Genomic DNA, 18,566 nt, shown 5'->3' with positions numbered 1-18,566 from the left:
GTACCGCGCGTACCGGATCAGGAGCCTGCCATGACGCTGAACCTGCGGACCTCGGTCCGCGCGATCATCCTCGACGAGGACGACCGCGTCCTGCTCTGCCGATTCGAGTTCCCGCACCCGGTGGTCCCGGAGGGGTCGACGGTGGTCTGGGCCGCTCCCGGCGGCGGCGTGGAACCAGGCGAGGACCCGTTCTCCGCCCTGCGCCGCGAGCTGCGGGAGGAGACCGGCCTGACCCTCACCGCCGACCCGCCGCACGTCTGGCACCAGGTGGTCGTCGACCCGCACATCGCACCCGGCCGCGACGGCATCGTCAACGACTACTTCCTGGTCCGCACCCCGCACTTCCCGCCACGCGGCGAGTTCACCGACGCCCAGCTCGCCGCCGAACTCATCGCCGCGTTCCGCTGGTGGCGGCTCCCCGAGATCACCGGTTACACCGGATCCGACCTGTTCTCACCGCGCGACCTGGCCACCCCGCTGACCGCCCTGCTCACGTCCGGGCCGCCGCCCTCGCCGATGCCGCTCGGCTTGTGAGCGCCCGGAACGGGTAGTGGGACAACCATGCGCATCGGAAACACACAAGTCCGGGTCCTCGGCGGGCCCCTCGGTTGTCTCGGCATGATCGCAGTGTCGATCCTGCTGTCGATCGGGCTGACCGTGCTGCTCAACCTTCTCCTGCGATGACTGCCGTGCTAGTTCCCCGTGAAGACGATGCTGTTCCCGTCCGGGTCGGTCACCGGGAGCACGCGTGAGGAGGTCGCCTTCTGAATGCCACCGTGGTCGACGCCGGCACGCCGCAACCGGTCGGCCAGCGCGTCCAGGTCGGACTCGGTGATGACCATCGTGGAGCGTCCCGCGCGTTCGGCGTCCGCCCACACCTGCACACCGAAGGTCGGCGCCAGGTGCCATTCGACCAAGCCCTCCATCGGGCGGGCGTCCAGTTCGCGGCCGAAGAGTCTCGTGTACCACCGGATGGCGGCCTCAAGGTCGGCGACGGTCATCTGCGCGAGTAGTCGAGTCGCAGCCATACAGCGGATGTACCCCGTCGCGCCACCGTGATGCAACGACCCACGCCGCCTGCCGAGCCGCCACCGATCACACCGGTCACCGGCTGGACGAGACGAGCGACCCGAGTGGCGTGGGCCTCGTTGACCTCATCCTTTATGCGGTGTGAAATATGTTGCATGCCGATTCCGCAGCGTACTGGTGTGATCTCCCGAGCTCTGTTGCGGGACAACGCCTACCGCTCGATCCGGGACGCGATCGTCGACGGGACGCTGCAGCCGGGGGAACGGCTCAATGACGCCGAGCTGGCGCAGTGGCTGGGCGTCAGCCGCACGCCGGTGCGGGAGGCGCTGACCCGGCTGGAGGAGGCCGGGCTCGTCCTGACGAAACCGGGCCGCTACACGATGGTGAGCCCGCTCGACGTGCAGGCGGCACGGGCGGCGCAGACGGTGACCGCGGCGATGCACGAGCTGGCGGTGCGGGAGGCGGTGCCGAGGCTGTCCGCCGCGGAGATCACCGCGATGCGGGCGGCGAACACCCGATTCGCGGCGGCGCTGGAGGCCGACGACGTCGACGCGGCGATCGCGTCGGACGACGAGTTCCACGGTGTCGCGGTCACCGCGGCCGGCAATCCGGCCCTGTGCACGGTCCTGGAGCAGTTCACGCCGGTGCTGCGGCGGCTGGAGCGGCTGCGTTTCGCGTCGGTGAGTGGCCGTGGCTCGGTGGCGCTGCACGACCGGATCATCGATCTGTGCGAGGCGGGCGACGCCGAGAGTGCCGCCACTGCCGCCCGGGACAACTGGTTGAGCCTCGACCCGGGCGCCGACTTCGGGCTCCCGGACGAAGCCCTCGGAACCTAGCGGGACTTCCCCGACATCGAAGAACGCGTATCGCCCCGGTCGTCGACCGGGGCGATACGCGTCTTGCCGCCACGCTCCAATGTGCAATATATTGCATGCAGAAGACAGCAGTACGACGAAGGGAAGTGCCATGAGCACCATCAAGAACGTCGTCCTGGTCCACGGTGCGTTCGCCGACGGCTCCGGCTGGCGCGGTGTCCACGACGCCCTGACCACCCAGGGCTTCCGCGTCACGGTCGTGCAGAACCCGCTCACCTCGCTGGAGGCCGATGTCGCGGCGACCACCCGCGTGCTCGACCAGCAGGACGGTCCGGCGATCCTGGTCGGACACTCCTGGGGCGGCACGGTCATCACCGAGGCGGGCGTCCACCCAAAGGTCGCCGGCCTGGTCTACGTCTCCGCGCTCGCGCCCGACGCCGGCGAGACCACCGCCCAGCAGTACGAGGGGTTCGCCGCCACGCCCGACTTTGTCATCGACGTCGCCGAGGACGGTTTCGGCTTCATCAACCGCGACAAGTTCAAGGCCGGCTTCGCGGCCGACACCAGCGACGCGGATGCCGCGTTCCTGCGTGACTCCCAGGTGCCGATCAACATGGAGGTGTTCGCGACGCCGGTGAAGAACGCCGCCTGGCGCGACAAGCCCAGCTGGGCCGTCATCGCGACCGACGACAGGGCCTTCGACCAGGCGATGCTGCAGCACATGGCGAAGCGGATCGGCGCGGATGTCACCAACGTGCCGGCCAGCCACGCCCTGTTCCTCACTCAGGCCGGCGTGGTCGCCGACGTCATCGTCAAGGCCGCCGCCGGTAGCGCCGGGTGACAGGGGCGGCCGGGACCATCGTCGCCGTCCACGACTCCGCGCTGCGCGGAGTCGTGGACGGCGAGCCGCACCGGCACCGCGGGTCACCGGCCGGTCAGCTGCGCGCCGGCAACCGCAGCCCCGCCATCCCGCCGTCGACGGCCAGGGACGTGCCCGTGGTGGCGCCCGACGCCGGCGACGCCAGATAAGCCACGGCCCCCGCCACCTCCTGCGCCGTCACCAGCCGACCCGTCGGCTGGCGCGCCTCCAACCGCTCCCGCTCCCCCACCGGATCATCCGCGCGGGCGAGCAGCCGAGCCACCCACGGCGTGTCCACCGTCCCCGGAGCCACACAGTTCACCCGGATGCCGTCGGTGACCAGATCAGCGGCGGTGGAGAGCGTCAGCGCATGCACCGCACCCTTCGACGCGGAATACAGCGCCCGCTGCACCAGCCCCGCCCCGGCCGCGATCGACGACACGTTGACGATCGCGGCGGCCCGGCTGCGGCGCAGGTAGGGCAGGGCGGCGCTGGTGGCCCGGGCGATCCCGACCACGTTGATGTCGAGCACCCGGTGCCATTCCTCGTCGTCGTTGGCGTCGATCCCGCCGACGGCGCTGATCCCGGCGTTGTTGACCAGGATGTCGACGCCGCCGAACTCCTCCGCCACGGCCGCCATGGCTGACGTCAGCGACACCCGGTCGGCGACGTCGGCGACCACCGGCAGCACGCCGGGGGCCGGCTCCCCCGGGTTCAGGTCGAGCACACCTACCCGTACCCCGCGCTCCCGTAATTCGGCCGTGACGGCCGCCCCGATTCCGGAACCGCCTCCGGTCACCACGGCGACGAGGTCAGTGAACGAGTCCATGATCGGCCCTTCTCACAAGGCCCATGCCGGGCCGTCGGGATAAGCGAAGCGCTGCAGCGTCTCGGGACGCATCTCGGCGGAGAACCCCGGCGCCGCGGGCACCCGGTAGGCGCCGTCGCGGATCACCACCGGATCGATGAAGTGTTCGTGCAGATGATCGACGTACTCGATGGCGCGGTCCCCCAGCGACCCCGACACCGCCACGAAGTCGAAGATCGACAGGTGCTGGACCAACTCGCACAGCCCCACCCCACCGGCGTGCGGGCAGACCGGGCGGCCGAATTTCGCGGCCAGCAGCAGGATCGCCACGTTCTCGTTGACCCCGGCGACGCGGCAGGCGTCGATCTGCACCACGTCCACCGCGTCGGCCTGCAGCAACTGCTTGAAGACAATCCGATTCTGTACGTGTTCGCCGGTCGCCACCCGGATGCCGGCGGGTCGCAGCCGCTGCCGGATCGCCGCGTGCCCGAGGATGTCGTCCGGGCTGGTCGGCTCCTCGATCCACCACGGCTGATAGGGCGCGAGCGCGGTCATCCACTCGACGGCCTGCCCGACGTCCCAGCGCTGGTTGGCGTCGACGGCGATCCGGACGCCGTCGCCGACCGTGTCGCGGGCGAGCCGCATCCGCCGGATGTCGTCGTCCAGGTCGTCGCCGACCTTGAGCTTGATCAGCCGGTATCCGTCGGCGACCGCCTCAGCGGCGAGCCGCACCAGCTTGTCGTCGCTGTAGCCGAGCCAGCCCGGCGAGGTGGTGTACGCCGGATAGCCATGGGTCTCCAGATACGCGATCCGCTCGTCACGCCCCGGACGAACCGCCTCCAGCAGGTCGATCGCCTCGGCCGGGGTGAGCGCGTCGCTCAGGTACCGCCAGTCGACCAGGTCGACGATCTGTTCCGGGGTCATGTCGGCGAGCAGCCGCCAGACCGGTTTGCCGGCGGCTTTGGCGGCGAGGTCCCAGGCGGCGTTGATCAGGGCGGCGGCGGCCAGGTGGACGACGCCTTTCTCGGGGCCGAGCCAGCGGATCTGCGAGTCGTGGGTGAGCCGCCGGGCGAACTCGCCGAGGTCGTCGACCGGCTGGTCCAGCACGAACGGGGCGAGCGCGTCGATCGCGGCACGGCAGACCTCGTTGCCGCGCCCGATCGTGAACGTGAACCCGTGTCCCTCCAGCCCGTTGTCGGCGCGCAGCACCACGTAGGCGGCCGAGTAGTCGGGGTCGGGGTTCATCGCGTCCGAGCCGTCGAGTTCACGGGAGGTCGGGAACCGGACGTCGTGCGTACCCAGGGAAACGATCTTCATGAGGCATCCCGCAGGACGCTGCGCTGGCGCCCGAGCCCGTCGATCTCGATCTCGACCACGTCACCGCCGGTGAGGTAGGGGAAGCGGCCGGAGAGCGCCACCCCCTGCGGTGTTCCGGTATTGATCAGGTCGCCGGGCTCCAGCACGGTGTACTGCGACAGGTGCCAGATCAGGTGGTCGACGCCGAAGATCATGTCGGCGGTGGTGGAGTCCTGGCGGGGCTCGCCGTTGACCCAGCTGCGCAGACGCAACGGACCGGGCGCCTCGTCCGGCGTGACGAGCCACGGGCCGAGCGGGTTGAACGTCTCGCAGGACTTGCCCTTGGACCACTGCCCGCCGGACTGGTCGAGCTGGTAATCACGTTCGGACACGTCGTTGGAGAGCACGTAACCGGCGACGTGCCCTGCGGCGTCCGCGGGCGAGTCCAGGTAGCGCGCGGTACGCCCGATCACGACGCCCAGCTCGACCTCCCAGTCGGTACGCCGGGATCCGCGCGGGATGAGGATGTCGTCCTGCGGGCCGACGACCGTGTTGGGCGCCTTGTAGAACATGATCGGCACCCGCGGCGGTTCGGCGCCGGACTCGGCGGCGTGCGCGGCGTAGTTCTGTCCGACGCAGAGCACCACCCCGGGCCGGGCGATCGGGGCGCCGAGGCGCTCGCCGCTGATGTCGATTTCGGGCAGCCCGTCGACGGTGGTGATGCCGCCCGCGGCCAGGAACGCGCCGGTGATGTCGGCCGTCACCGCGGACAGGTCGTAGAACCGGCCGCCGCTCCCGGCGACCGGGCGCTCCTGGCCGGCCGGTCCGACTCGCAGATACCTCACGTCAACTCCAAGTGGTAGGTGTCGATGGCGGTGCCGCCGAAGACGTCCGCGGGCAGGCCGCCGAGCAGGTCGGCCAGGGCATCCTTGACCTGGGTGTAGGTGGCCGCGACCTCGAGCACGGGCCAGTCCGAGCCGAACATCAGCCGGCTCGTGCCGAACAGCTCGACCGCGGTCTCGACGTACGGCCGCAGGTCGCCGCGTGTCCAGGAGGTCCAGCCCGCCTCGGTGACCAGGCCGGACAGCTTGGCCACGACGTTCGGGAGGGCGGCGACCGGGGTGATCAGTTCCCGCCACGCGGCGAGTCCGGCCGCAGCGATCGCCGGCTTGCCGAGGTGGTCGAGGACGAACGTGGACTCCGGCAGCGCCACGGCGGCCCGGGCCACCGACGGCAGCTGCGCGGTGCGCACCACGAGCTCGTTGACCAGTCCGGCGGCCGCGATCGTGGAGAGTCCGGCGCGCACGTCGGGCCGGTCCAGGTGATCGTCGGCTTCGGCCTGAACCTGGTCGCGGATGCCCACGAGCAGGTGCCCGCTGGGACTCCCACGATGCCGCTCGATGGTGGCGGCGAGATCCGGATCGGTCAGGCCAGCCCAGCCGACGACGCCGGCGATCTCCGGCGTCTGCTGCGCGAGGCGCAGAAACGCGGTGGTCTCGGCAGCGTCGCACCGTCCGGCTTCGATCAGCACGGTACGGTCGACGCCCGTACCCCGAATGACGGCGCGCAGGTCAGTGACCGTGTAATCGCGGCGGATCCGCTCCAGCGAGGGATCCCGCAACCACGGGTAGTCGGCGGTCCACAGGTGATGGTGCGCGTCGATGATCACTCGATCAGCCCTTCCCGGCGGAGATCACTCCACAGTTCGGCGGGGATCGGCACGGCTGCCATCCGTACCGCGTCCTCGATCTCGCCGGGGTTGCGGGCGCCGACGAGCACGCTCGTCACCGTGGGATGTGCCGCCGGAAACTGGATCGCGGCAGCGCGCAGCGGCACCTCGTGACGTTCGCACACGGCCTGGATGGCGAGCGCGCGCCCGACCAGCGCGGCGTCGGCCGGCAGGTAGTCGTAGCGGGCACCCGGACGGGGATCGGCGAGCAGCCCGGAGTTGAACACCCCGGCGGCGATCACCGCGACCCCCCGCTCGGCGCAGAGCGGCAGCAGCTCGGCCGCGCCGGACTGGTCAAGCAGCGTGTACCGGCCGGCCAGCAGCACCGCGTCCAGCAACCCGGTGCGGACCAGCCGGACCAGCGCCTCGGCCTGGTTCATCCCGGCCGACACCGCGCCGATCCGGCCCTGGTCGCGCAGCTCGGCGAGGGCCGGCAGCGCCTCCGCGACGGCCTGGTCGAGATGGTCGTCCGGGTCGTGCAGGTGCAGGATGTCGACGCGGTCGGTCCGCAGGCGGGACAGGCTTTCCGCGTACGATCGGCGCACGCCGTCACTGCTGAAGTCGAAGACCGGGGTGAGGTCGCTCGACTCGGCCCAGATGTCCTGGACGTCCGTGCCGCCCCGGCGCAGCAGCCGGCCCACCTTGGTGGAGAGCGTGAACGCGTCACGCGGCCGGTCCGCCAGCGCCGCGCCGCCCCTGCGCTCGGCCAGCCCGTTGCCGTAGAGCGGCGCCACGTCGAAGAAGCGCAGTCCCAGCTCCCACGCCCGGTCCACGGTCCGCCGGGCCTGATCGTCACCGACCGGTTCGAACAGTCCACCCAGCGGCGCCAGTCCGAGTCCGAGCCGGGTGACGTACCCCTGACCGATTTTGACCTTCTCCGTCGGATTCACGCGATCCTCCGGTCGTCGATGGCGTCATGGTCCCAGTCGATCCCGAGACCGGGTGTCGCCGGGGCGAGGGCGTGGCCGCCGACGATCGCGATGTCGCTGCGGGTGATCGCGCGCAGCTGCGGGATGTGCTCGAGATAGCGGCTGTTCGGGACCGCGCAACAAAGGCTGACGTGCAGTTCCATCAGGAAGTGCGGGCAGACCGGCACGTTCGCCGCCTCGGCCAGGTGGGCGACCTTGAGCCACGGCGTGATGCCGCCGATCCGGGCCACGTCCACCTGGATCACCCCGGCCGCGCCGCGCCGCAGGTACTCGGCGAACTGGCCCGGCGCGTACATCGACTCGCCGACCGCGACCGGAATCGACGTCGCCTGCGCGAGGCGTTCGTGCCCCGCCACGTCCTCGGCCGGCAGCGGCTCCTCGAACCAGTACGGGTCGTAGGGCTCCAGCAACCGGGCCCGGCGGATCGCGTCCGCGGCGGTCAGCGACTGGTTGGCGTCGAGCATGACGTCGAAGTCCGGCCCGACCGCGGCGCGCACCGCGCCGAGCCGTTCGGCGTCCTGCGCCGGGGAGCGGCCCACCTTCATCTTGATGCCGGGCCAGCCGACGGCCTGGCTGGTGAGCGCGCCGGCCACCAGGTCCTCGGTGGACAAATGCAACCAGCCGCCCTCGGTGTCGTAGAGCGGGATCCGGTCCTTCGCGCCGCCGGCGAGCACCCACAGCGGTTGGCCGGCGTCACGGCAGCGCCAGTCCCAGAGGGCGGTGTCGATCGCGGCGAGGGCCAGCGAGGTGATCACGCCGACGGTGGTGGCCTTCGTGGTCAGGAACAGGTCACGCCAGATCGCCTCGACCCGCCGCGGGTCCTGCCCTGTCAGCCGGGCCAGCAGGTTGTCGCGGAGCAGGGCGAGCACGGCGGTGCCACCGGTGCCGATCGTGTAGCCGTACCCGAGCCCCTCACCGCCGTCGTCGGTGCTGATCCGTACGAAGATCGTTTCCTGCTTGACGAAGGTCTGGAGAGCGTCGGTGCGCACGGTCTCCACCTCAAGATCGACCAGGTACGCCTCGGCGTGGGTGATGACGGGCACGGCCCTCCCTCGGGTTTCGTGGATCCTATAGGATCTTTCGTAGATGATTACCCGGTGTCTTCCACAGGAGTCAAGCCATGACGTCTTTTCGCAGCGTGAAGCGCTCCACCCTCGGTGAGGACGTCTACGCGACGCTGCGCTCGGCCGTCCTGGAGCACAACCTCGCCCCCGGCGACCGGGTGAACATCGACGCCTTGGCCCGCGAGCTGGAGGTCTCCCCCACGCCGGTGCGCGAGGCGCTGGCCCGGCTGGAGTCCGAGGGGCTGGTCCGCAAACGCGCGCTCGCCGGCTACACGGTCAGCCCGCTGCTCACCCGCGACGAGTTCGCCGACCTGTTCGACATGCGCCTGCTGCTGGAGTGCGCCGCCGCCCGTCGCGCCGCCACCCACGCCACCGACGACCTGCGGCGTGAGCTCGTCGAGCAGGCCACCCAGACGATCACCGAGAGCGGCGACGAACGCGCGTGGCACGCCGCCTTCACCGCCCAGGACGCCGAACTGCACCGCCTCGTCGCGCAGGCGTCAGCCAGCCCGCTGCTGCTCGACGCGTTCACCCGGCTGCACGCCCACCTGCATCTGCACCGACGCTACTTCCCGTACGCGCAGACCGCGGTCACCCAGCGAGAGCACCGCGCGCTCGCCGAGGCGATCGCCGGCCACGACCCGGACCGCTCCGAGGCGGCGATGCGGCAGCACCTCACCCAGGCCCGCGACCGCCACCTCGCCGCCTTCGCCGATTCCTGACCGAGCCGCTCAGCCGAGATGCGGGGCGAAGAACCCGCACATGCTGCGCCACACGTTCGTCACCACCATGCTCGACCCTAGCCCGTTCGAAGGGCGAGGGGATGCCGTCGACGGACCCGCCGGGGATCGCTTCCGCCCCAGGACCGGCCGCCTGTTGATCGACCGCAGTGCCCTTGTCCATCATGGCTATGGTGCGGGTGTGGAGATTCTGCCGGTACCTGAGCGCGAGCCCGTTCACCGCGACGACGGCATGCCGACTGACGACGAACGAGAGCAAGTCGTGGATGCCCTGCAACGCGCCGTCGGCGCGGGCCTTCTGACGTTGGCGGAGTTCACGGACCGGGTCGATGCCGCCCTCGCAGCCGGATCCCGCGCGCAGATGCAGGCGGCCCTGCAGGGACTCCCTGCGGAGTCACCGATCGTCGGAGCCACCACCGCGTCGCCGCCGGCGTTCAGTGTTTTCGGCGACGTCCGAACACGAGGCCGTTGGCAGCTCCGCGCGCGCAATCGCGGGATCACGGTCTTCGGTGACGTGACGTTCGACTTGAGGGACAGCGCCTGCAGCGAAGCGGAGGTCCGGATCGAAGGTCGGACTGTTTTCGGCGATATCGAGGTGATCGTGCCAGAGGGCGTCGAGGCGGATCTGACGGGATTCACCATCTTCGGCGACCGACGGCTTGAGCTGGCTGCGGTGCCACGCCTGCCGAACACGCCCGTGGTGCGCGTGCACGGGATGACGTTGTTCGGAGACCTGCGCGTTCGCAGCGCCGCTCCGGGGAGCTCGGACTCCCCCTGGCGCCGGATGGTGGACCGATGGCGCGGCGACCCGTCGTCGGCCGGACAACTGCCGCCCCCGCAGGCCCCACCTGGCCCCCACCAGCGTTCCGGCTGAGAGCGAAACGACCGCGAAGCCGCAGCGGCAGCCGTAGCTGGACGCCAAGTGACGAAGCTGACGACGGGAGCCGTCACCTTCCGCGGTGACCGGCAGGCGCGTGCCAGATGAGAGTCACACCAATACCCGCGATGGACAGCCGCGAGCGAGCGATCCCACCGGTCACCTCGACCAAGCCTGGCCGGGCCGCGGTCGTACTTCTATGAAACAAGTAGCCGCTGTCCGCGCTCGGGCCAGCCGCGCATCAAGGCCAGTGACCGCTGCCGCTGACCGGCGTCCTGTCGTAGCCGATGAGACTGCGTCGACAGTATTCGACCTTCCGTAGGCAGGACTCCTGCGAAGATGATCCGATGTGGGTTCGCCTTGCGGAGTGGATGATTCGTGAGATCCCCAACCTGAAGGCGGGCTCTCCGATCCGTGAGATCGGTGTGCGAATGCGTGGCGTCGTTACGCCCGCTCGACCCGACGCTCCGAACGAGATGGCGACGGTTCGGACTGGCCGCCCGCACGAGGTCGTCTACGGGCTTACGGGCCCGATCGTCGGTGCACCCCGAGACGTTGACACAGGTAGCCGTCATTTAGGCGTCGAGTTCGCCGTGGCTATCGGAGCTAATACTCCAGCAGGAGATCCGTTTCAGGGTTCAGTGAGGGCCTGTCTTTCGTAATGGCTGGTCCTGGCGGCGTCTTGATGGCGGCGGCGGAAGATGGACCATGTGATCACGGCGGCGATGCTTGCTGCGGGTTTGATGACCAGGTCATGGAAGAGCCGCCGGAGCTCATTGACGGTGATCGGGATCAGGCCCTCAGCGTTGGCGGTGCAGAGGGTGGTTGCGGCGGCGAGGAAAGCGTGGGCGGCGATGACCAGGGTGGTCCAGCGGTGCCAGGCCGTCCAGCGGCGATGCTGGTGTTGATCGAGGCCGAGTTCGGTCTTGGCGGCCTGGAACGACTCTTCGATGGTCCATCGTCGGCCGGCGACGGTGACCAGGTGGCGCAGTGCGACCGGTTCGGGTGACCAGCAGCGGTAGAACGCCAGTTCACCGGTGCTGCGGTTGCGGCGGATCAGTAGCCAGTGGTATCCGGCGTGCTGGTCGGCGGCTAGGGGCAGGGCGATGAACGCCCAGTCGTAGTAGCGGTGACCTTTGGCGCCTTCGCCGGCGGATAGCCGCTGCCAGGCGTGGTCGGGCAGACCGGTGGCGATCTGGTCAGCGCGTTGAATGCCGAGGCCGGTGGGCAGGCGGTGGGAGCAGGCGACGGCCAGGACGTAGCCGAGGCGCTGGCCGCGTAGCGCGGCGGCCAGCGCTGGGTCACCGCCGTAGGCTTCGTCGCCGCTGACCCAGCGGCAGGGCAGTCCGCCGGCCTGGGCGGTCTCGATCAGCCGGCGGGCCAGCTGCGGTTTGGTGGCGAATCCGACCTCGTCGGGAACACCGGCCTCAGCCAGCCGTTCAGGATCGCTGGTCCAGGATTTCGGCAGGTAGAGGGCGGTGTCGAGCAGAGCGTGCCCGTGTGGGGAGGCGTAGGACAGGTGCACCGCGAGCTGGCAGTTCTCGATCTTCCCGGCGGTGCCGGAGTACTGCCGCTGGACACCGACGGTGTGCCGGCCCTTCTTCAGGTCGCCGGTCTCGTCGATGACCAGAATCGCGTCCGGATGCCCGAGCCGGCGGGCGACGAAGTCCCGGACGTCAGCACGCACGAGAGCGTCGTCCCAGCTGGCTCGGCCGATCAGGTCCTGCATCCCACCCGGCTCCTCGTCACCGGCGTGTTCCGCGATCGTCCAGCAGTTCTTCGTCGGCAACGGGGCCAGCAGCCCTCGCACGAAGCCTCGGACCCGATGCCGCGGTTCCGGCCGGGCAAACCGTGCCTCGATCGGGTTCATCAACTCTTCGAACAGCTCAGACCATCGTTGAGCGTCTACTCTGTAGGCGGCAGCCACCGCCGTTTTCGGGGTCCACACAACCATCGAGACTCAGCGGTGGCTGCTTGGTGTCCACGGACAAAACCACACCGTCACAGCACGTCAGAACGGATCTCCTGCTGGAGTACTAAGCGGTACCAAGTACAGACAAAGGGCTGGGCAAGAGACGTGGCGACCGGTTCACGGGTCTTCGCCAGCGGACGCCTCGAAATCATCGCCGACTACGAATTCGATGGGTTCCAATTAACCGAGTCGCGAACAAATTGGCTGGTAAATAATATCGAACCGCTCGGCAATGGCGACCTCATGATTGACCTCGCGCCGTCAGAGGGCTGACACTCCAACTGAACCGTTGATGCACTCACATGCCGCCGATCGTGCACCCCGACCTGCCACAGCCCGTAACCATCGATGATCGCCTGCCCGCCGCAGCTGACGTGCTGAACTGCCGAGTTGAGTGTGCCAGACACCCCTACTTCAGGGCGTCAGTTTGCGCGAGGGTCAATACGAGGACTACCACTGCGGCGACACCGAATACCGACAGTCCACCCATCCAAACTTCAAATCCCTTAAATCGGGTCAAGAAGCCACTACCCGGCTCTCGGTTGCGCGCCTCCGCCCAGGCGCGGCCATGCCATGATCGACCAAAATTCGTCTTTTCATATGCCTCTAGCCAGTGAGCATCTGTATGTTCGGCTTGGCGGTGGCGAGACATAAGGTGCATCGAAAGTACGGTCATAACGATCGACAATATGCACGCGATGACTCTGGCGGTCCGGCTGCTTTCATGGCCCAATGCGATCGTGAAAAGAAAGGCCTGGGCGGTTAAGCTCAGAGTCGGCACCTGCCAGAGCATGTTGTCCCATTGTTGCCGTCGGGCGGCAACCGCCGTGTACATAGCGATATCTTGCGGGGCGGGATGCGAGTCGACAGTCGGTGAGTCTTGTCCACCAGTCATGCCGATCAGCGTGACAGCTACACGCAACATACGCCAACCCGCGAGGGTCACATTAAAGCTCTGATCAGCGGTCGAGTACTCACGGCGGCCACTAATCCGTCTAGGCACTCGTCCGGTCCACGATAGCCTGGCATGAGTGATCGAGCGCCGCACGTCCGCTCTTACCGAGAGCCGCGCGGCCCTCAGCGTAGCCGATCCGATCCTTCACGCTTGATCATGAGGTAAGCGGTTAGGGCCAGTGCCGCTGGAACCACAGATGGCATGGCCAGAATAGCTCCTGAAACAGCAATCCTTCGAGCAGTCAGCAAGTGTCCACGCTGATAGGGGAACGCATATATCGCGCAGAGGACCCCGCCGATTATTACTAGGAAAATGCTTTGGCTAGGCCCTAGTCCCATCATTCTCATGCCGCCGACAGGGTGCGCCGGGCTACCGGACTCGAACCGGCTCATCCCAGACTGCTCGGGTGCTCAGCGTCAGCGTGGCGCACTTTCCCATCTGCTTTTGCCCGGCGCACGAGCAGGAGAGTAACCGCCGTAGCTGCCGTCGCGCGAGTGGCTTCGCGGGCTCACTGTCCTGCCGCAGATCAGGCATTACCGCCGTGCTTGGTGCCTGTCGGACACGGATCGGCTGCGGCAGCCTGATCGTGTGGATCAATCACCATGGCCGGAGGTGTCAGCGGCCGTCGCCGCCGCGCCCTACCCGGTGCAGGTCCTGCCGGCCGATGCGGCTCGCTCGATCGGTTCTACGAAACCCTGCGCTGGCCCGGCTGGCAATCCGACGCTGGTGGGCGAGTCCCGAGCGGCAGCCTGTAGGTCACTTTAGATCGTCTGCGGGTCCTGGGGCTTGACGGCCGTCCCTTGCCCGACCGGGCCGGCGTGGCCGGTCAGGATAGCTCTCGCATGGAGATTCCGCGGGCCTCCTAAACCCTAACGAAGCCCTCGCCCGTCTCCGAGGAGGCCGGCGAGGCCCCGGGCTCGCCTCGGCGGATTGAGTGATCCGGCCGCTCGCGTGGTCCTTGCGAGAGGCCGGGGCGATCATCGATGATGTCCACCGCTTCTATGATCCAGACGGAGAACAACGCCGATGAAGACCCTGTCGCGTGCGGTTCTGCTCGCCGCCGCTGTTTCGCTCGGCCTCGCTGGCTGCTCGGCGCCGGAGAAGGCGGAGCCCGCGCGGCCGGTCAGCAACCTGGAGGTACGGGCCGAGAGCGACGCCACGGCGGAAGTGCAGAGACACGCCGACGACATCGCCGACATCATCGAGACGCCCCTCGAGAAGCCGCAGGTGCGCCCGATCTCCTGCCGACCCGAGGCCGGGAAGACGACCGAACTCGGGTACAGCGTCCAGGGCGTCTATCAGCTCGGCCTGGAGCGGGTCTCGGACCCCGTCGGAACCCTCGAGGTGATCAAGATGTTCTGGAAAGAGTTGGACTATCAGGTGCCGATCGACAAGACCGTCGGCAGCAGGCGGACCATGCGGGCGCTGACTCCCGATGGCTACACCGTCGACCTGCAGACCAACTTCCCGAAGGCATTACGAGTCACGGTCTACTCGGCCTGTTTTTCGAGGCCGGCACCGGGCCCGTCGAGTTCCTGAGCTTGCCGTTAACCTCCGCGATGCCGCTTGCCGGCGTGAGCGTACGGTCGTCAGGGACGGGTGTCGGGGCGCCCGTAGCGGGCGGTGCAGTGCCAGACATGCTTGAGGGTCTGCCTGTCGAAAAGCCTTTCGCGGACTGCCGCACCGATGATGCGGGCGTCCAGGATGCCCCTCACGAGCGATACGGGTGGCGGTGTCGACGATGCCGCGGCCGCGGTTGTCGGGGTGATCGGTGATGTCTTCGGTGCGGGCACGAAAGCCCTGGTGCCATTGCGCGGGCATGCCGAGGCGAGGGCGTCACGTCCTGAAATAGCCGTCAATGTCAGCCGGACGCGCAGGGTTACCCGTGGCCTGGCCAGCGCTGCGGCGCGAGCTCTCGGCTGGCGCTCATGATGGTGTCAGAGGCCGCATCACCACCATGAGCGCTAGTCGGGATCTCGCCGACGCAACGTTCTCTCATGCCGCCGAGAAAGCGCGCTTGGCTCGGTCTCTACCCGCGTCCAGCGCGTCGGCCGGCACTCGCTGTAGTCGCCGTCGGCGACGCAGCGGGCGTTCCGCTGGAGCGCCGGGTGGGGTCGAAGGTCAAACGACGGCTTGGAAGTGGAACGACTGGAGCGGCGTCGATGTCGGGGTCGAGAACCCCGGCCTCGATCGTCGCGCGCCTGTGACGACCGCGTTAGCGCATCTGGCTCACTAGGACTAGTAGTGCTTTGTCATGATCCGCGTCGGCGGGCTCGTTTCCGTTGCGGGAACGGGGTTCGGCAGGTCGGGCATGCGCCGATGAGGTAGACGAGCAGGAGTTGCAGGCGTCGGAGTACGGCGTAGAGGGTCATTCCGGCGCATGGGTTTTTGGGTCGAGGCGTTGCAGGGTGAGGAAGATGTGTGCCGCGGAGACGAGGGTGACGTGGTGGTGCCATCCCTGCCAGGTGCGGCCTTCGTAGTGGTCGAGGCCGAGACCGGTCTTGACTTCGCGGTAGTCGTGTTCGATGCGCCAGCGCAGTTTCGCCCAGCGGATCAGGGTGCGTCTCGCGGTCCGGGCGGGTAGGTCAGAGAGCCAGTACTTGATCGGCTCCGGGTTGCCGGGCGGCCATTCGGCGATGAGCCAGGCCTCAGGTAGGTCCTCGCCGCGGTGCGCGGACAGCAGGGTTCGCCCGGCCGGACGGACCCGGGTGAACACGAAGTGCGAGGACATCAGGAGCGGGCGGCCGCCGCGGCTGCGGGAGCCGGGTCGCCAGGTCACTCTCCGGGCTTTGCCGGTGCCGGTGGTGATCAGTTCGGTGAGGGTCGGCGCCGGCTGCTGGTAGCGGGGCGTGGGATAGGAGCCGACGCCGGCGTAGTCCCCGGCCGTGCGGATCGTCGAGGCCGGGTAAGCGGTGAGCCTGCCGCTGACCTGCACCAGGTGGGGCAGCCCGCGTTCGGTCAGGGCGAGGCGGAACTCTGCGGCGTCGCCGTAGCCGCAGTCGGCCACGATCAGCGGCGGGCGATGTCCCCATCGCAGCAGTTCGTCGATCATGTCCAGGGCGAGGCGCCACTTCTCCCGATGGGTCACGTCGTCGCTGATCCCGGCGCGGCGGCGACGGTTGTGGACATCGCTGGTGGCCTTTGGTGAGGCGGGATCCCAGGACTCCGGCAGAAACAGTCGCCAGTCCACGGGGCAGGATGCGGTGTCGGTGACCATGCTGACGCTTACGGCGATCTGGCAGTTGGTGACCTTGCCCGCGGTGCCGGTGTACTGCCGGGCCACACACGGCGAAGCGGTGCCGCATTTGAGCAGGCCGGTGTCGTCGATGGCCCATGCCGTCGGGACGATCGCCTGGTCGGCCAGCGCGGCGATCCGTCGCCGGACCGGCTCGACCTGCCACGGACTGTTGGTCACGAAGTGGTTCAACGCCTGCTCATGCACGCCCTGCAGCCGAGCGGCCATCGGCTGGATCGACTTACGCCGTCCGTCGATCATCAGCCCTTGCAGATACGCGGCCGCACGATCCTGCCAGCCGGCCCTGGTCAGCGAGGCGAACACGTCCGACGCGAACTCGGCCAAGTCGTCACGCAACCGGTCAGCCTCAGCAACGTCCATACCTCAACGACAGCAACCCACCGTCAACAAGTCACCATCAGCCACTCGAAAGTGACAAAGCACTACTAGTGACGTACAGTGCGGAGCCGATCATGATCGGATGCCGGTGGCACGAAGCCTGGAGGAGCACGATGCCGAGTTCGGACCGCCGACGGGCATGCGCGGTGGCCGCTGTCCTGGCCGTCCTGGCCACTGCCACGGGGTGCAGCGCCGCGCCGATCGCCGAGGAGACGCCGCAGCCGCTGACCGACGATCAAGCCGCCGCGGCATGCCGGCGCAGCCTCACCGATCTCAACGGCGAGAACGCCGACCGGCTCATGCAGCGGTTCGTGGCCCGCGATGGTGACAGGCAGATCCGCGTCTACGTCTCCGAACCCGACAAGTGGATCAGCACCTGCCGACTCGGTCCCTCCGGGCATGAGGAGACGTTCGGCTCGGTGATGAGCGACGGGCCGCGTGACCGGATCACCTTTTACGGCGGCGCGGACGCGGTACTCAAGGCCCACCTGCTGATCGGACGCCTGCCCGCCAAGGCGACCACGATCACGGCGTCGCTGCCGTCCGGCGCCACGCTCACCGGCTCGACCGACGGCGACCTGTTCCTGATCTGGGGGCCGGGCACCGCGGTCGAGGGCGCCCGGCTGACCGCCCGCGCCGCGGACGGCACGGCGGTCACCACCGCGACGGCCCCGGGCCTGGACACCTGAACGCTGGCCGTTCCACTTCCGAAAAGTCGGTCGCGCCCCCGGCAGGGCGACCGAACCTCGACCGCCACCCCCACTACATCCTCGCCGCCTTCATGGCCTCCGGAACGTAGCCATGAGCCAACGCGCGATCGTGCCGAAGTGAGTGCGTTCGCGCGGCGCCTCCGACTTTGGGTGGCATCAATCGGCAGATGACTTGTTGGTCTCAGCCGTGCGGGTCGAGTTGCTTGATCAGCTGCACCTGACTGCGCCGGTTTCGTCGCCACGAAGCCGCGATGTGGCGATTGGCTGTTCCCCGACGGCCGGGTGTGCGCTTGGATCGGCGGCATGACCCTTGCGAGCGCGGCTCGAAACCTGTGGCAGCTGTACGAGCCGGTGCATGCGGTCACGTACTTTGCACCCCAGGCGCGGGTCGCATTCGAGAACGCCGGGCTGCACGGATACTGGCGTGGGTACTTCGCTGGGCGCGCAGCCCCGCTGGGCGCGGTGACGGCGGCGCCGGTCGCCGCGTTGTTCTTCTCTTTCGCGCCGGGCATGGTGGCCCGTGCCCTGCCGGATGTGTGGCAACGGGCGACGCCGGAACAGGCACTGGCGGCCCGCCTCGACGGCGCGGTCGCGGCGTTGCGGGCGATCATGCCGGACGAGCCCGCGCGGTGGGCGGAGGCCGCAGATCTGCTGGAGGTTGCCGCCGGGGCGGCCGGGACGGAGGGCCGGGCGCTGGGCGCCGCCAACGCCGGGTTGCCGCGTCCCACCGGTGCGCTCGCCCGGCTTTGGCAGGCGGCCACGGTGTTGCGGGAGCACCGGGGCGATGGGCACATCGCCTCACTGGTCAATGCCGAGCTGACCGGCTGTCAGGCGCTCGTCCTGCGGCACGGCGTGCACGGTGGCCGGGACCAGCTACAGCCCAACCGGGGCTGGAGTGACGGCGAGTGGGACGCTGCGGTCGGGGACCTGGCCGCCCGTGGGCTGGTGGACGGGTCGGGCCGGGCCACCGGTGAAGGGTTGGAGGTGCACCGGGGCGTCGAGACCCGAACCGACCGGCTCGCCGCGCAGCCCTGGGCGGCGTTGAGCGTCGCCGAGCAGGAACGGCTGGCGGGCGTGCTGGCGCCGTTGGCCGCGGCCGCCGACGCGGTCGTCCCGTACCCCAATCCGATGGGCCTGCCTCGGCGCTGA

At 68.9% G+C, this 18,566-nt stretch carries 20 protein-coding genes; 10 read left to right on the top strand and 10 right to left on the bottom strand.

What is annotated here, in order from left to right:
• Positions 1–30 precede the first annotated feature (30 nt).
• Positions 31–534, top strand: coding sequence for an NUDIX hydrolase (locus AMIS_RS14625; protein ID WP_014443086.1), 504 nt, complete (start codon positions 31–33; stop codon positions 532–534).
• Positions 535–561: 27 nt separating this feature from the next.
• Entirely contained in the window at positions 562–684 is a 123-nt protein-coding gene (locus tag AMIS_RS44625; RefSeq protein WP_014443085.1) for a hypothetical protein, read from the top strand.
• 8 nt (positions 685–692) lie between these two features.
• On the opposite strand, the gene AMIS_RS14620 is transcribed toward AMIS_RS44625, so the two are convergent.
• Positions 693–1,028 carry a VOC family protein gene (locus AMIS_RS14620; protein ID WP_014443084.1) on the bottom strand — a complete coding sequence of 112 codons (336 nt, stop codon included), beginning with the start codon at positions 1,026–1,028 and terminating at the stop codon, positions 693–695.
• A gap of 180 nt (positions 1,029–1,208) precedes the next feature.
• Here AMIS_RS14620 and AMIS_RS14615 point away from each other — a divergent pair, with 180 nt between their 5' ends.
• Together AMIS_RS14615 and AMIS_RS14610 are read left to right on the top strand one after the other, a co-directional pair.
• A complete protein-coding gene (locus AMIS_RS14615; protein ID WP_231859305.1) occupies positions 1,209–1,865 on the top strand; it encodes a GntR family transcriptional regulator in 657 nt (218 codons plus the stop codon).
• A gap of 130 nt (positions 1,866–1,995) precedes the next feature.
• Positions 1,996–2,685 (top strand): alpha/beta fold hydrolase, encoded by a 690-nt coding sequence (locus tag AMIS_RS14610; RefSeq protein ID WP_014443082.1) that lies wholly within the window; start codon positions 1,996–1,998, stop codon positions 2,683–2,685.
• A 94-nt stretch (positions 2,686–2,779) separates the two neighbouring features.
• Here the strand turns inward: AMIS_RS14610 and AMIS_RS14605 are convergent, their stop codons facing one another.
• From AMIS_RS14605 to AMIS_RS14580, 6 genes are read right to left on the bottom strand one after another with little or no spacing between them, the layout of a single operon-like run.
• Entirely contained in the window at positions 2,780–3,532 is a 753-nt protein-coding gene (locus AMIS_RS14605; protein ID WP_014443081.1) for an SDR family NAD(P)-dependent oxidoreductase, read from the bottom strand.
• A 12-nt stretch (positions 3,533–3,544) separates the two neighbouring features.
• Positions 3,545–4,828: an enolase C-terminal domain-like protein gene (locus tag AMIS_RS14600; protein ID WP_014443080.1), complete on the bottom strand. Its 1,284-nt coding sequence runs from the start codon at positions 4,826–4,828 to the stop codon at positions 3,545–3,547.
• The gene (locus AMIS_RS14595) at positions 4,825–5,652 is read right to left on the bottom strand and encodes a fumarylacetoacetate hydrolase family protein (RefSeq protein ID WP_014443079.1); all 828 of its coding nucleotides are present in this window, start codon (positions 5,650–5,652) and stop codon (positions 4,825–4,827) included. The genes AMIS_RS14600 and AMIS_RS14595 overlap by 4 nt, the downstream gene beginning before the upstream one ends.
• Positions 5,649–6,476: an amidohydrolase family protein gene (locus AMIS_RS14590; protein WP_014443078.1), complete on the bottom strand. Its 828-nt coding sequence runs from the start codon at positions 6,474–6,476 to the stop codon at positions 5,649–5,651. The genes AMIS_RS14595 and AMIS_RS14590 overlap by 4 nt, the downstream gene beginning before the upstream one ends.
• A complete protein-coding gene (locus AMIS_RS14585; RefSeq protein ID WP_014443077.1) occupies positions 6,473–7,426 on the bottom strand; it encodes an aldo/keto reductase in 954 nt (317 codons plus the stop codon). The genes AMIS_RS14590 and AMIS_RS14585 overlap by 4 nt, the downstream gene beginning before the upstream one ends.
• A complete protein-coding gene (locus AMIS_RS14580; RefSeq protein ID WP_014443076.1) occupies positions 7,423–8,508 on the bottom strand; it encodes a mandelate racemase/muconate lactonizing enzyme family protein in 1,086 nt (361 codons plus the stop codon). Before AMIS_RS14580 ends, AMIS_RS14585 begins: the two co-directional genes overlap by 4 nt.
• A 77-nt stretch (positions 8,509–8,585) precedes the next feature.
• Between AMIS_RS14580 and AMIS_RS14575 the strand changes: the two genes are divergently transcribed.
• Positions 8,586–9,251, top strand: coding sequence for a GntR family transcriptional regulator (locus AMIS_RS14575; protein ID WP_014443075.1), 666 nt, complete (start codon positions 8,586–8,588; stop codon positions 9,249–9,251).
• A gap of 40 nt (positions 9,252–9,291) precedes the next feature.
• Positions 9,292–10,143, top strand: a complete 852-nt coding sequence (locus tag AMIS_RS14570; RefSeq protein WP_014443074.1) for a DUF1707 domain-containing protein — start codon at positions 9,292–9,294, stop codon at positions 10,141–10,143.
• 634 nt (positions 10,144–10,777) lie between these two features.
• Here AMIS_RS14570 and AMIS_RS14565 read toward each other — a convergent pair.
• Entirely contained in the window at positions 10,778–12,016 is a 1,239-nt protein-coding gene (locus AMIS_RS14565; protein WP_157434868.1) for an IS701 family transposase, read from the bottom strand.
• Positions 12,017–12,223: 207 nt separating this feature from the next.
• Here AMIS_RS14565 and AMIS_RS42670 point away from each other — a divergent pair, with 207 nt between their 5' ends.
• A complete protein-coding gene (locus AMIS_RS42670) occupies positions 12,224–12,391 on the top strand; it encodes a hypothetical protein (protein ID WP_157434867.1) in 168 nt (55 codons plus the stop codon).
• A 136-nt stretch (positions 12,392–12,527) separates the two neighbouring features.
• Here AMIS_RS42670 and AMIS_RS42665 read toward each other — a convergent pair whose 3' ends face one another.
• The gene (locus AMIS_RS42665) at positions 12,528–12,953 is read right to left on the bottom strand and encodes a hypothetical protein (protein WP_157434866.1); all 426 of its coding nucleotides are present in this window, start codon (positions 12,951–12,953) and stop codon (positions 12,528–12,530) included.
• 1,146 nt (positions 12,954–14,099) lie between these two features.
• On the opposite strand from AMIS_RS42665, the gene AMIS_RS14560 reads away from it, so the two are divergent.
• Complete coding sequence (locus AMIS_RS14560; protein ID WP_014443071.1) at positions 14,100–14,612, top strand: hypothetical protein; 513 nt, start codon at positions 14,100–14,102, stop codon at positions 14,610–14,612.
• Between the two features lie 829 nt (positions 14,613–15,441).
• Here AMIS_RS14560 and AMIS_RS14555 read toward each other — a convergent pair.
• On the bottom strand, positions 15,442–16,689 hold the full coding sequence (locus tag AMIS_RS14555) for an IS701 family transposase (RefSeq protein ID WP_014443070.1): 1,248 nt from the start codon (positions 16,687–16,689) through the stop codon (positions 15,442–15,444).
• Positions 16,690–16,820: 131 nt separating this feature from the next.
• Here AMIS_RS14555 and AMIS_RS14545 point away from each other — a divergent pair, with 131 nt between their 5' ends.
• Both AMIS_RS14545 and AMIS_RS14540 read left to right on the top strand, forming a co-directional pair.
• Positions 16,821–17,396, top strand: coding sequence for a hypothetical protein (locus AMIS_RS14545; RefSeq protein WP_014443069.1), 576 nt, complete (start codon positions 16,821–16,823; stop codon positions 17,394–17,396).
• A gap of 324 nt (positions 17,397–17,720) precedes the next feature.
• Positions 17,721–18,566 (top strand): SCO6745 family protein, encoded by an 846-nt coding sequence (locus tag AMIS_RS14540; RefSeq protein WP_014443068.1) that lies wholly within the window; start codon positions 17,721–17,723, stop codon positions 18,564–18,566.

This window comes from Actinoplanes missouriensis 431, assembly GCF_000284295.1.
In the GTDB taxonomy this organism is placed as follows: Bacteria; Actinomycetota; Actinomycetes; order Mycobacteriales; family Micromonosporaceae; genus Actinoplanes; species Actinoplanes missouriensis.
The sequence above is the reverse complement of the archived record's forward strand: the minus strand, read 5'-3'. Positions and strand labels throughout refer to the sequence as shown.

Bases quoted from the DNA above. Each gene is read 5' to 3' on its own strand.
- AMIS_RS14605 (WP_014443081.1), bottom strand. From the start codon at position 3,532: ATGGACTCGTTCACTGACCTCGTCGCCGTGGTGACCGGAGGCGGTTCC.
- AMIS_RS44625 (WP_014443085.1), top strand. From the start codon at position 562: ATGCGCATCGGAAACACACAAGTCCGGGTCCTCGGCGGGCCCCTCGGT.
- AMIS_RS14625 (WP_014443086.1), top strand. From the start codon at position 31: ATGACGCTGAACCTGCGGACCTCGGTCCGCGCGATCATCCTCGACGAG.
- AMIS_RS14570 (WP_014443074.1), top strand. From the start codon at position 9,292: ATGCTGCGCCACACGTTCGTCACCACCATGCTCGACCCTAGCCCGTTC.
- AMIS_RS14555 (WP_014443070.1), bottom strand. From the start codon at position 16,689: ATGGACGTTGCTGAGGCTGACCGGTTGCGTGACGACTTGGCCGAGTTC.
- AMIS_RS14610 (WP_014443082.1), top strand. From the start codon at position 1,996: ATGAGCACCATCAAGAACGTCGTCCTGGTCCACGGTGCGTTCGCCGAC.
- AMIS_RS14540 (WP_014443068.1), top strand. From the start codon at position 17,721: ATGACCCTTGCGAGCGCGGCTCGAAACCTGTGGCAGCTGTACGAGCCG.
- AMIS_RS14575 (WP_014443075.1), top strand. From the start codon at position 8,586: ATGACGTCTTTTCGCAGCGTGAAGCGCTCCACCCTCGGTGAGGACGTC.
- AMIS_RS14560 (WP_014443071.1), top strand. From the start codon at position 14,100: ATGAAGACCCTGTCGCGTGCGGTTCTGCTCGCCGCCGCTGTTTCGCTC.
- AMIS_RS14565 (WP_157434868.1), bottom strand. From the start codon at position 12,016: ATGAACCCGATCGAGGCACGGTTTGCCCGGCCGGAACCGCGGCATCGG.
- AMIS_RS14545 (WP_014443069.1), top strand. From the start codon at position 16,821: ATGCCGAGTTCGGACCGCCGACGGGCATGCGCGGTGGCCGCTGTCCTG.
- AMIS_RS42665 (WP_157434866.1), bottom strand. From the start codon at position 12,953: ATGTACACGGCGGTTGCCGCCCGACGGCAACAATGGGACAACATGCTC.
- AMIS_RS14600 (WP_014443080.1), bottom strand. From the start codon at position 4,828: ATGAAGATCGTTTCCCTGGGTACGCACGACGTCCGGTTCCCGACCTCC.
- AMIS_RS14620 (WP_014443084.1), bottom strand. From the start codon at position 1,028: ATGGCTGCGACTCGACTACTCGCGCAGATGACCGTCGCCGACCTTGAG.